The following is a 12,598-nucleotide window of genomic DNA, read 5'->3' as shown; positions in this document are numbered from 1 at the left end:
GGCACATCGACGTGCCGCCTTCGCTTACCGCTTAGGAGTGTCTAGGCAGGTCGTGACCGGACCGACGATGGCGCGAACAGCCGAGCGAGATCCCTGTCCGGTAGGCCCGGAGGTGGGCATCGGCGTCGGTACCGGATGGGCGATCGGCGCCAACTTCTATTTCAGCACATAGCGCGGTATCAATCTGCATGGCTCGTGCGCAAAAGCTGAAAGTTTACAGGACCGTCGCTGGCTTCAATGATGCCTATGTCGCTACAACGAGTCAGAAGGCTGCCCTCGAGGCCTGGGGCAGCGAGCGAGACCTGTTCGCGCGAGGCATAGCAGAGCTCGTCACAGACCCGGCGCTTACCGCAGAGCCTTTGGCCTCGCCAGGCGTCGTCGTGAAGCACTCTCGGGGCACGACTGCGGAGCAGATCAAGGCCATGCCGGCCCCCGAACTGCGGACAGCGCGGGGGGATGTTTCGGCGCGCCCCGAAACGTCCAAACAGCCGCGAAAACCGAAGTCTACACCGAAACCGAAGCCGAGCAGCGCGAAGCTCGAGGGGGCGGAGGCTGCGCTGGAAACGGTTACGGCCGACTACGATGGCAGGATGATGGAGTTGGCGGATCGGAAGGCCAAACTGGCCCGCGAGCGACGTGAGCTTAAAGAACAACACCGCGCAGACGTCGGCGCGGCAGAGGCTGCAGTCGAAGCCGAGCGTCAACGATATGACGCCGCGATGCGACAATGGCGAAAAGCAAAAAACAACACTTGAGTCGCAGCTGCCTACGGACATGGTCTATCCCGCCTATGGCGTCCTGTGTCGCGACGCTGCTATTCATGGTTACCAGCTTGGTAACCCTCAATATCCGGAACGATCATCCTTCGACACGGCTTCTAGATCCGTGAGCAACCGAACTGTCGACAGGAATCATCATGAGCACGACCCTCGTATCAGCCGTTTTCGACAATCACGCCGATGCAGAGCGCGCCGTTTCAGAGCTGCGCGCTGCGGGCGTTAATGACAGCGCGATTTCGATCGTGGCGCAGCACGATGGCAAGAACACGACGACAGACGGCAACGGCGACACGCAGGAGTTTGTCGGCAAGGTCGCAGCCGGCGCTGGTATCGGGACCCTGCTCGGTATCGCGGCGCTCGCAATACCCGGCGTCGGCCCCCTCGTTGCAGCGGGAGCGATCGCGTCGGCAGCGATCCCCGGTGCAGCCGTCGTCGGTGCGGCGCTCGGTGGCGCCGTCGGGGGGCTGGAAAAAGTCATGACGGACCATGGCGTCAGCCGGGTCGATGCCAGCTATTATGAGGGGCGTATCAACGAAGGTGGTGTGTTCGTGTCGGTCGATACAGCCGGGGCAGGGGTCGCTCCCGAGGATGCAGCCGATGTGCTGTATCGCTCCGGCGGTCACACATCGACGCGTGCCAAGGTCGCGTCGGCGTAATCCTCTCTGATTTGCTGGCTCGAAGAGACGGGGCGTTCCTAAGGGGGCGCCCCGTCTCGGCATTGGACAGCATCGAAGGCAAGCATCGCGACGCCTGAGCCGAACCCGTGTGCGCATCATGCCATTTGCCAAGGCGACCAGGCCCGGTACAGGGCGCCCCGCAATGGCGTATGTCAGGACCTCATGATGATCAGTACACCCCGCTCGATTGACGACCGCATCGCAGAGGTGGCCACGCACGGGGACGCGGCCTGGTTCGACAATAATCCCGATCGACGCATCCGGATACGCCAAGCGGTTGCAGGGGAGTTCGCCGAGAATATCGGTCAGCCGCCTGTCGGAATGCGGTGGTTCGTACTCGTCCTCGAGGCGCAGCCCGGTGCTCGTCTCCGTCAGCCCATTGCCTTGTCGATCGGGTTTGACATCAGCGGTTTGGACGATGGCGCGCTGTTCAGTCTGTTCAAACAGGCGGCCCCTGTGGAAGCACGAGATCTGCTAAGCAAGCTCCGCGTGGCGAAGCTACCAGGGATCACGAAGCCGGCGAGCTAATGGTATCCCAGAGCTCGACGATCTTCTCGCGGGCAGAGGCCTTCCCAAGGAGCGCTTGGGGTAGAGCCGGTCCACCGCGACGTTCACGAGGGCGTCGGCCGGGGAAGGGCATCGAGCGCTGCCGATACCTGCAGGCGCAAATCGTCGTCCCGGGAAATCTCGAGCATCGCGCTGAGGCTGTTGCGGGCGCCGGCAACATCTCCCGCGACCAGCTGAAGTCTGGCTCGCTCCCACCAACCATGGGCGTGCGTGGGCGCCACGATCGTCATGCGATCGTACACGACTAGCGCGCGCGCGGTATTGCCGGCCCGCTCGGCACGGGTCGCCTGGTTGAGCAGCAGTCGAACAAGCGCCGATCGGTTCGACAGGGGCAGCATACCGTCGGAAAACCGCGTTTGGCCCGTCATCTGCTCCAACAAGGCTTCCACCTGTTCGGGGGCGACGATGCGACCGTCATTGAAGGGATCGATGATCAGCGCATCCGGTGCGTCGCCAAGGCGGACCAGGACGTGGCCGGGGGTATTGAGCGGCGTCGCCGACCATCCAAGGCGTCGGGCCATTGCCACATAGAGGATCGACAGACTGATCGGCAGACCGAGCCGTCGATCGACAACAGCGATCAGGTCCGCGTTCTGGGGATCGTCGTAGTGCGTGCGGTCGCCGGAGAATCCGAAATCCTCGACCATGACGCTGCGCAGGGTCTGGGCCTGAGCGACGCTGGCTGCTGCGTCGCCGTCCGCAGCGCGCAGGGCCAATTCTATGCCAGCCAGTTCGTCGATATATTCATCGAGATCGATACCGGGATGATCGAGCGCTGCGAGTTCCAGGGCGGCCAGATCGAGCTCGATCTCCCCGTCTTCCATGAGCCCGAGATGAAGAATGCTATTGGTCATAAGACGCTAGATGGGGGCTCTTCCGATCGTTCCTATGCCCGACTTGACTGCCGGCATGATCAGCCGAGCGACAACCGGATCGGCGTCGAGGATCAACAGGCCGCCACCGATCGGACTGGCGTGAAGGCTGCGCTGACCCGAACGAAACTTACCCCGGAGCCGGCGCGTTGCGGCGGTGCCGGAGCAGTTTGCTTCGCAGCCATTTGCTTAGCGAGGACACTATCATGGGCCTGTTTTCCAAAGACATCGTAACGTTCGACGACCTGTTCCTGCACCAGTTGCAGGACGTGTATTACGCCGAAAACCAGATCACCAAGGCGCTGCCGAAGATGGTGGCCAAGGCAACGGCGCCAGCCCTGAAGCAGGGTTTCGAAACCCATCTGCGTGAGACGGAAGGGCAGATCACGCGCCTTGAGCGGATCTTTGACCTGCTGGGCGAGAAGGCGAAGGCCGTGACCTGCCCGGCGATCGACGGCATCATCAAGGAAGCCAACGAAGTCGCCGGCGAGATCGAGGACAAAGCCGTTCTGGATGCCGCGCTGATCGCGTCGGCACAGGCTGTCGAGCATTACGAGATCGCGCGCTATGGTACGCTGATCGCTTGGGCGAACCAGCTCGGCCGCGCCGATATTGCTGCGATCCTGAAAGAAACGCTCGATGAGGAATATGCGACCGACGACAAGTTGACCGCGATGGCAACGTCGAGCGTGAACGTCAAAGCGGACGCGGTCACCGCATAAAGCGTTTCGGCGTCGGGGGGCCAATGCCCCCCGACCATATCCAGTTCATGAAAGGCACGTTCGATGGCTGATGATATCGCGTTCACGCTTCCCGAAGCCTTGCGTGCGCAAAAACACATGCGTGATGCACTGGGCCTGGGTGAGGAACGGTTCCCAGTCCCCGCCTTCATCAACATGGTAAGCGACGAGATCGAGCAGCTGCGCAACGCCGGGAAGACCGATGGCGAAATCGCCGCGCTTGTTGAAGAGTCGAGCGGTCATGCCCTCACCGAAGCGGATATCGCGCGCTATTACACGCCGGCCGAAGACCGGCATTCCAACGAGCACTGAAATCGTCCCGACCAGCTCGGGAATTGTGCCTCTTGTTGAGGGCAGGGGCCACAGATTTGCTGTCCTGAACAAGACCGCCACTTCCAGCGTCGAGCGTCCTACCGGTCCTGATACTGTGATCTACGCGTGGGTGGGTGATCATGAGCGCCGGCGATGCGACCCATCTCAGGGCGATACGCCATAGGCTGCGAACTCGTCGGCGGGTGCGCTTCGCGGTGAACATGCCGCCCTTTAACGTGACACGGCGGCGATGTTCGATGCCCGCGACTGTCCTGGCGATATCGTTCTTGCGGCAACAGGATCGTTTCCACCGTGCGCGTATGCAGTGGATAGGGGACGGCGTACGGCGCATCACGGTCGCGCCCGGCGTCGCGGGCGAAATCAGCACGACAGCCGCTCGCCATCCCGTCGGTTGGATACCAGCCTGAGGTCCAATCCATGCGCGCGTTACCCGTCATCGAAAGGCGTCGCTCGCCCGTCCTCGGATCGAAGCTGCTGGCGGTCGAATCGACATCGACAAAGTCGTATTCGCTCTTCCAATAGTCTCGCAACGCCTGGTCGTGCGCATCGCCGACCAGCCTGTGCTGGTGATCGTGGCGAAGATGATCGGGTCGCACCCCTTGCCGGAACTGGTACCCGATGGGCGGCAGGCTCAAGACCTATCCAGGCTATCCACATGACACGCCGACGTCATCAACGCTGACATGCTGGCGTTCATCCGCGGATGAGCGACGGGCGCAGGCGGGATACGTATCGCGCCTGCCAACCCTCTATCGAAACAGGTCGATGCCGGCGATGGCCATATGCGTCCTGGGGGATGCAAGACCGATGAAGGTCATGCGGACGTAGACGGCGTCAACCTTCGTGTCGAAGACGATGCGTTGCGGCGAGAGCGCGTTGGCGATATTCGAGAACTCGTCGGCAGCCGCCTTGACCCATGTCCTCCCGTCGAGGCTTGTCTCGACGAGGAATCGCTTCGGTGGCGCGGTATCCGTCATCACCGCGCGCGAGGGCGTCAGGATAAAGCCAGCCAAGTGCTGAGGCGTGGTCAATTTGAATGTGACGGTCGACCGATCCGCAGTCGACGCAACGGGAACCTGCCAGACTGTGTTCGAATCATTGTCGAGCACGGCGGCCGCGGTCTGTCCCGATGCCGAGACGATTGATATCTCGGGGGGCTGCAGCACATCGCGGCTACGCGCGGCGGGCAGTGCGACCGCGGTCGCCGCGATCTGGCGGAACAGCGCGATTTCGCTGATCGCCGGACACGCCTGTGCGGCGACGATCCGCAGCCGCAGTCGTCGTGCGACGACGGGCGCGGGCAGGCGGACGACGCGCTGGGCGGCGATGCACGTGCCCGATGCGATCTCCGACCACCCCTTGCCGCGATCGACGTCGATCGCAAAGCGGTCGACGCGGACGCCAAGCGGCAGGAACTCCCGGATCCGGACGAGATCGAAGCTGCGGCCGGGCGGAAGGTCGAGGACAAGGCTCGGCGTGTGGACGGTGTCGGGGGTCGACCAATAATTTGCGGGGTTACGATCGAGCACATTGGCCGCCGCAAAGCCCGGCCCGCGAACGTGATCGGCCGACGCGATCGCGCCGGTCGCATGATTGTCCGCGAACGTTGCGCGCTGCGCGGTACCGAATGCTTGCAGAACGGCGACGTCGGGATCGGCCAGACGCCCGCGCCGGTCGGGTGGCAGGTTCAGGATCAGATTGGTGCCACGCGCGATTGATTCGTCGAACAATTGCAGCATCCGCTCAGGATCCTTGACCTTCGCATCCTCGTCGGCGTGGTAGAACCAGCCCGGGCGGATCGAGGTGTTGGTTTCGGCGGGCCACCATAAGGGGCCGTTGCGAAGACCGGCGTTGCCGTCCGCCTGGCTCGGCTTGCGGTTGGCCATGGTCGGCCAGCACGGATCGCCGGCGACACCATCCTCGTTGCCGACCCACCGCACGTCGGACCCCAGCGGTTCGAAGGTGCAGGCCATGGGCTGATGCTGATGCACAAGGGCGAAGATCGACGGCCAGTCATAATAGGTCTCGGAGTCGATCTTCCGTGTCTCGCGGTCGCCGCCATAATAGCCGTCGCCGCCGTTGGCGCCGTCGAACCAAAATTCGAACAGCGGGCCATAGCGCGTACAGAGTTCGACGATCTGTTTGCGATAATAGTCGAGATAGGCAGGGCGGCCATATTCGGCGTGATTGCGGTCCCAGGGCGACAGATAAAGGCCGAAGTCGAGGCCGGCACGCCTGGCCGCTTGCTCGAATTCGCGGACCACATCGCCTTTGCCGTCACGAAACGGGCTGTTCCTGACGCAATGCTCGGTCAGCATCGTCGGCCAGAGACAGAATCCGTCATGATGCTTGGCGGTAAGCACGATCCCGCGCAGGCCGCCGGCCTTGGCCGCTCCGACGATCTGATCCGCCGAGAAGTCGGTTGGTGCGAACAATTTGGGGTCTTCGTCGCCATAGCCCCATTCGCGATCGGTGAAGGTGTTGATCGAAAAATGGACGAAGGCGTATTGCTCGCGTGCGTGCCAGGCGAGCTGGCGCGGGGAGGGGGTTGCTCCCCAGGACGCGGGTGGAGTTCCAGGCGATCGCTTGCGCGCCCAGCCGCTAGACGACGCTGTCGATGCCAGGCCGGAGGCGAGCCCCGAGGCTAGCATAGCGCGGCGGGTAATGATCGGCATGGGGACTCCTGGAACGTTTCGGGTCATGTGGCATCGCTCTCGCGTGGCGTGCTGCTGGCGGCGCCCTGAGCGGTTCTGCGTAGCGCGACGTCGTAGCGTCGGCCCTTCACAGTCTCGAACGTGATAGACTGTGCATCCTTCTCGAATCGGACGATCGTCCCCCGCTGAACAATCTTGAGCGGTTCGAACCCTGACGGCAATCGGACCGAAAGGCGCGTGTCGCCGGCAATTACCGTCGCGTCGACATGGCCATCGCTCCACGCGATCGCAACCTCGTGACCGCCCCGCGCGCGGAGCCCGACGACGCGACCGCTGGTCCATTGCGGGGGGACCGCAGGCAGCAGCGCGATCTCGGTTTCGCGGCTCTGTAGCAGCATCTCCGCGATCGCCGCGGTGATGCCCAGATTGCCATCGATCTGGAATACGGGCCGTGGCTTTGCCGGATGCGTGTCGAGCAGGTTCGCTGCGACGCTGTTGGCGATGAACGCGGAAAGCGATCGCCCGGCCTGCGCGCCGTCACCCAGCCGGGCCCAGACCGCGGTCGCCCAGGCACGGCTCCAGCCCGTGCTGGCACCGCCATGCGCCTCGCGGCGCGTGATCGACGCGCGCGCAGCCCGGGCGAGCGCGGGCGTCCGGACGGGGTCGATCGCATCGCCGGGATAGAGCGGATAGAGATGCGAGATGTGTCGGTGGCCCGGGTCCTGCTCGGCGAAGTCGGTCGCCCATTCCTGAAGTTGGCCATATTGGCCGGTGCGATAGGGCTCGATTTGCTTCAGCAACCCGGCGAGCTGCGCCGTGAGCCCGTCGACGTCACCGATAACCGCCATTGCCGCGATGCAGGTCGTGAACAATTCACGGATCAGCGCCAGGTCCATCGTACAACCTGCCGAAATTGCGGCGGACTTGCCTGTGGCGGTCAGAAACAGATTCTCGGGCGAGATTGACGGCGCGGTCGTGAAAAGGCCGCTTCGCGGGTCGCGAACCAGCCATGCCGCACAGAATTCTGCGCAGCCGCGCATCAACGCAAAGCCCCGCGCCTTGAGGAAGTCGCGGTCGCCGCTGAAGCGGTAATGTTCCCAGACATGTTGCACCAGCCACGGGCCGGCCATCGGCCAGTTCGCCCAATTGGGATCGCCGACGCCCTCACCGACGGGGTTGCTCATCGCCCACAGATCGCTGTTATGATGCACGCACCAGCCCGGCATTCCGTAGAATTGCCGCGCGGTGCGCGCGCCGGTGACCGCGAGCCGTTCGATATGATCGATCAGCGGAAGATGGCAGTCTGCGAGATTGCAGGTCTCGGCGGCCCAATAGTTCATCTGGAGATTGATGTTGGTCGTGTAGTTCGAGCTCCAGGGCGGACGTACCGCCGCATTCCACACGCCCTGAAGATTGGCGGGCATCGTATCGGCACGGGAACTGGCGATGAGGAGATAGCGGCCGAGCTGGAACAGGCGTTCGGCACGCGGTGTATCCCCGTCCCCGATCGTGCCGTTGAGTTCGAGCGAGGCGCGGCGGTAGAGCGACTGATGATCGCTGACGTGACGCTTTACTAGTGTCGTATAGTCATGATGTCTGGCAGCCGCGAGGTCGCGTTCGGCCGAAGCGCGGACCGCGGCGATGGGTGTGTCGGGCGCCAGGTCGAAGCGGCGAAACCCTGTGGCGGCGGCGATCCGGACGATCGCGGTTTTGGCGCCGCGGATGTGCAGCGCGCCCTCCGACGCGGTGATTGCGCCGCCATCGGTTTCGACCGACAGGATCGTCGCGAACGCCATGCCCCGACCGGGGCTATCCGAATACCGAATGGGGTCGGGGACATCGCGGTAATCGGGCTCGCTCTGCGTCGGCGCCTTGCCGAGCAGGGTGATCTGGTTGCTGCCCGGTTGCGCGGTGGACGTCGCCGTCGCGCGCAGCTTGCTCGTCAGCATCAGGCGGCAATTGATCATGCCGCGTCGATCCGCGGTAAGCCGCAGCGTGATCACGCCATCGGGGTGCGAGGCGAACAGGTCGCGGCCGAAGCCTGTCCCGCCAGAGCGATACGTGACAGATGCAACCGCGCGATCGAGGTCGAGCGTCCGGCGATAGTCCTGCGGGGCTTCGCGATGGTCCATCTCGAGGTGGAGATCCGCCATCGGTGCATAGCTCGCACTGAACGGCCCCTGGAGCGCATGGCTCAGTTGATCGGCACTGATCGGATCATCGGCGAACACGGCGCGGCGCACCGCAGCGAGCGCATCCCGGTTGCGAGGATCGGCATGGTCTCGATCGCCGACCGCATGCCCGGGGCTGACGTCGGGCTGGCCGCTCCACAATGAATCGTGATTGAGCGATAGCATGTCGCGTACGACCCCGCCGCCCATCATCGCGGCGAGCCGGCCGTTACCGACGGGATGCCCGAGCAGCCACTCGCTCGCGGGCTCGGTCGCCGTGATCCGGTGGCGCTCGTCCGCGCCGGGGGCGCTGGCTTCGGCGGCGCCCAGCCCTGTGAAGAGCCCGGCGAACATGGATCCGGTCCCTGCTGCCATCACGCGGCGACGTGACACGCTGGCGAATGCGTCGGCGACGCCCGGTGGTTGACCCGTCATGCTTTCCCTTCCCGCATGGCGGCGCGTCCGGTGGCGCCGCCATGCCCGGCTACGGCCCTAGAAATCCAGGGTCGCCCCGATGTTGATAGACCGGCCGAGCGCATCATAGACCGAAGGCGAGGTGTTGACGCGCTCCGCCGCCTCGAGCGGGGGGCTGGGACGAACCGGCGCCGCCCGGTTGAGCACGTTGTTGACGACCAGTCTCAGCGTCAGCGCCCGCGATACGGTGACGCTCCCGCTCAGGTCGAACACGTCATAGGCCGGCAGATACTTATACGCATCCGGCACGTTCGGATCGTCCTCGCCGAAGATCGGATTTCCATCGAGGCGCGAGTTCTTCAGCCCCGAATTATGCCTCCAGTTGACCGAGACCAGCGCCTGAGTCTGCGCAGCTTCGGGCGAGCTGAGCGTAAACCGGAAATTGTGCTGATACCGGCGATAGCCCTGCCCGGCATAGGGCCCGAACAGCCCGACCACGTTGAAGTCGGTGTCGGGGAGGCCGAGATCACCGCCCTTGGCGGTCTGCAGCGTCGCGACATAGCTGGTGGAGAACCGCGCCCAGTTGCCCATCCGCGTGTCGTAATTGGCAGAGAAGTTGATCCCGCGGGCATTCGTTCGGCCAAGGTTGCTGTATCCCTGGTTGATATAGCCCGTTGCTGCTCCGGCGTTGCTGAACAGCGTCCCGTCAGCGTTGCGCTTGAGCTGTCCGCAGAAGAAATCATAGCCGGTGTTCGCGCAGGTCTGCAGGAAGTCGATCGCGCGGTAATAGCCGATGCCGTTCTGGATCTCGATGCTGTAATAATCGGCGGTCGCGGAAAAACCGCGCAGCATGCGGGGCGTCAGGACGAGGCCGTAGGTGTAGGTGTGCGCGACTTCGGGCGTCACCAGACCTTCGGAACCGTTGCGGACAGTGCACAGGAAGTCCGGACATTGCTGGATCGCGCCATATTGGGCGGCGGTCACGCCGGTGCTCGCGCAGACCTCGCGGCTCGCAACGGGGCTCGTCCCTGCGCACGGATCGCCCAGCGTGTTCGTGTCGAGCACGCCGTAACTGGCGTTGGCGTTCGACGAGAGTTCGTAGATGCTCGGTGCGCGGGTTGCCTTGTTGTAGCTCGCCCGGAAGAGCAGATCCTCGATCGGCCGCCAGCTGCCGTCGATCTTGTACGTCGACCGCACCCGTTCGACCCCGGAATATTTCGATCCACGGATCGCGGCGCCGATACTCAGGTCGCGGATCAGGGGGCGATCGCTGACCAGCGGCACGTTGACCTCACCGTAGAGGTCGACCGCGTTGTTGGACAATGTCGAGGGCGTCGACCCGAACGCAGCCTGATAGGCGGCGTCGGGGCGCGAACGATAGCCGCTCGACCGATATTCCCCGCCAACCGCGATGTTGATCCCCTTGGTCGAAAACGGGCTTCTGATGCCATATTCGCCGAGGTCGCCGGTGACGTTGGCATTGCCCACCCATTGCTCATACCGCTCGCGGAACACGCCGCCGCCTTGCGCGAACGACAGATAGTCGACGGCCGCGGCGCTGGGCCCGTTGGTCGAGAAAATGTCGAGCGGGACGCAGCTCGGGTCGGATCCGCTGACCACCGCGGCGCAGGTCGGCGTGCCGTTGACGTCGACCACTTGCAGTGCGGTGGCGACCTTGGCGGGGTCGATGCGGCCGAGCTGTTGCTGGCGGTAGAGCGTGGTCGAATAAACGCCGCCTACGTCATAATGCCATGCGCTGCCCAGATCGCCGCGAAACCCCGCCACCGCGCGATAGATCTCGTTGGACGACAGCGTCGATTGGGCGTCGGTAAAGCGGTAGCGGACATCGGTGCGGACGTTCGTTGCCGTCCCCGCGGCAGTACCGCACAACGCCCCCGCCTGCTGTTGCGACAGTAGTGGATTGTCGCAGTTGATGTCATAGGGGATCGAGCCGGGCTGGATCGTGGCCGGATCCGACTGGCTCCGCGACTCGGATCTCAGATAAAGCCCGTTTGCATAGAGCTGCAGCGCGGGGGAAACCTCGTAGTTGAGGAAGACGGCGCCGTTGTATCGCTTGTTCTCGCGCTGGAAATAGAAGCTGTCGTTGTAGTTGTAGCTGTTGGCCCCCGTGAACGGGACGAATTCGCGACCGCCACCCGCCGCGTTCGTGAGGACGGAGCCATTCTGCGCCGGCCCGGACAGCGCCTGGAAATAGCCAGCCGGCGTTGCCGAGGACGGTGAGGCGCAGACGACCGACTGCCCCGACAAGGTGATCGGGCAGACGGAAAACGATCGCGACGACGCAAGGACAGGCTCGACCTGACTATAGGCCCCGAACAGCGAGATGTTGCCGCGGCCGCCGGCGAAATTTTTGCCCATGCTGATATTGGCGTCGAACCGGCCGCCATCATTGGCCATGCCGCTGGGCACGGCGAAGCCTGCGTCACGCGCGGCCTGCGCCGCGATGTTGTCGCGGTTGTCGGCGTTGTAGAAGCCGTAATTGACGTTCGCGTTGACGCCCTCGAAATCCTTGCGGAGGATGAAGTTCACCACGCCGCCGATAGCGTCCGAGCCATAGACGGCAGAGGCGCCGCCGGTCAGCAGATCGACGCGCTCGATCAGTCCGACCGGTACGACGGATGCATCGATGCCCTCGGTGACACCGATCCGCTGACCATCGATCAGCGTGAGCGTCCGGTTGGTCCCGAGGCCATGGAAATCGAACTGCTGGCGCCCGTTGCCGTTCGATAGATTGGTGTCATTGTTCTTGATCGCCGGAACGCGGTTCAGCACCTCCTGGACGCTGAAAGCTGCCTGCAGCTTGATGTCCGCCTGGCTGACGCTGGTCACCGGCGCGGTTTCGACGAGATTTTTCGAGCGGATGCGCGATCCCGTCACGACGATGTCGCCACCAGGCGGCGTCGGACCCATCGTGTCGTCCTGTTCCGTGTCGGGCTGGTTCGCCGGGCGTTGCGGCAAAACCTGTGATTGAGACCCCGTCATTGCCACGCGCGTCAGCGCGGCGGGGCGTGCGATCACATAGACGCCCTGTCCCGTTCGCGACGTGACGAGACCACTGCCCTGCAGGAGCCGGTCGATCGCCACGTCCGGCGTCATCGAACCGCTGATTGTCGGGGATACGCGGTCGGCGAGGAGGGTTTCGTCGAACACCATCTGCACGTGCATCTGGCGGCCGAGCGACCGTAGCGCCGGGCCGAGTGGCTGGGCCTTGATGTCGACGCGAACCACCCGCTGCGCCTGTGCCGGAGAGACCGCCATCACCGTAGCGATTGCCACGCAGCTTACGCCAAGAATTCGTCGGTCCCTTAACATCATCGATCGCCCCTCTTCCTCTGTTATACTTTTGTGACGTGCGAGGGGGTCGAACACT

General features: G+C 63.9%; 10 protein-coding genes. 5 read left to right on the top strand and 5 right to left on the bottom strand.

The genetic code is table 11. The features are described from left to right. Nucleotides 1-188: 188 nt before the first annotated feature. The 3 genes from FHY04_RS18140 to FHY04_RS18130 all read left to right on the top strand — a co-directional run bounded on the left by FHY04_RS18140 (nt 189) and on the right by FHY04_RS18130 (nt 1,984). Nucleotides 189-755 (top strand): hypothetical protein, encoded by a 567-nt coding sequence (locus FHY04_RS18140; protein WP_183937363.1) that lies wholly within the window; start codon nt 189-191, stop codon nt 753-755. A 161-nt stretch (nt 756-916) separates the two neighbouring features. After that, a complete protein-coding gene (locus tag FHY04_RS18135; RefSeq protein WP_051916334.1) occupies nt 917-1,435 on the top strand; it encodes a general stress protein in 519 nt (172 codons plus the stop codon). A gap of 186 nt (nt 1,436-1,621) precedes the next feature. After that, the gene (locus FHY04_RS18130; protein ID WP_183937362.1) at nt 1,622-1,984 is read left to right on the top strand and encodes a hypothetical protein; all 363 of its coding nucleotides are present in this window, start codon (nt 1,622-1,624) and stop codon (nt 1,982-1,984) included. Nucleotides 1,985-2,067: 83 nt separating this feature from the next. On the opposite strand, the gene FHY04_RS18125 is transcribed toward FHY04_RS18130, so the two are convergent. Next, entirely contained in the window at nt 2,068-2,877 is an 810-nt protein-coding gene (locus tag FHY04_RS18125; protein ID WP_183937361.1) for a SirB1 family protein, read from the bottom strand. Between the two features lie 224 nt (nt 2,878-3,101). On the opposite strand from FHY04_RS18125, the gene FHY04_RS18120 reads away from it, so the two are divergent. Together FHY04_RS18120 and FHY04_RS18115 are read left to right on the top strand one after the other, a co-directional pair. Further along, a complete protein-coding gene (locus FHY04_RS18120) occupies nt 3,102-3,617 on the top strand; it encodes a ferritin-like domain-containing protein (protein WP_183937360.1) in 516 nt (171 codons plus the stop codon). Nucleotides 3,618-3,680: 63 nt separating this feature from the next. Then, a complete protein-coding gene (locus tag FHY04_RS18115) occupies nt 3,681-3,947 on the top strand; it encodes a hypothetical protein (protein ID WP_146163733.1) in 267 nt (88 codons plus the stop codon). 98 nt (nt 3,948-4,045) lie between these two features. On the opposite strand, the gene FHY04_RS18110 is transcribed toward FHY04_RS18115, so the two are convergent. The 4 genes from FHY04_RS18110 to FHY04_RS18095 all read right to left on the bottom strand — a co-directional run bounded on the left by FHY04_RS18110 (nt 4,046) and on the right by FHY04_RS18095 (nt 12,504). Next, nucleotides 4,046-4,603 carry a hypothetical protein gene (locus tag FHY04_RS18110; RefSeq protein WP_166748227.1) on the bottom strand — a complete coding sequence of 186 codons (558 nt, stop codon included), beginning with the start codon at nt 4,601-4,603 and terminating at the stop codon, nt 4,046-4,048. 114 nt (nt 4,604-4,717) lie between these two features. Further along, complete coding sequence (locus FHY04_RS18105) at nt 4,718-6,643, bottom strand: alpha-L-fucosidase (RefSeq protein ID WP_221211872.1); 1,926 nt, start codon at nt 6,641-6,643, stop codon at nt 4,718-4,720. A gap of 23 nt (nt 6,644-6,666) precedes the next feature. Then, nucleotides 6,667-9,228 carry a glycosyl hydrolase family 95 catalytic domain-containing protein gene (locus FHY04_RS18100; protein ID WP_183937359.1) on the bottom strand — a complete coding sequence of 854 codons (2,562 nt, stop codon included), beginning with the start codon at nt 9,226-9,228 and terminating at the stop codon, nt 6,667-6,669. Between the two features lie 57 nt (nt 9,229-9,285). After that, entirely contained in the window at nt 9,286-12,504 is a 3,219-nt protein-coding gene (locus FHY04_RS18095; protein WP_183937358.1) for a TonB-dependent receptor, read from the bottom strand. Between the last annotated feature and the right edge of the window lie 94 nt (nt 12,505-12,598).

This window comes from Sphingomonas sp. BK481 (assembly GCF_014194875.1).
GTDB lineage: Bacteria > Pseudomonadota > Alphaproteobacteria > Sphingomonadales > Sphingomonadaceae > Sphingomonas > Sphingomonas aerolata.
The sequence above is the reverse complement of the archived record's forward strand: the minus strand, read 5'-3'. Positions and strand labels throughout refer to the sequence as shown.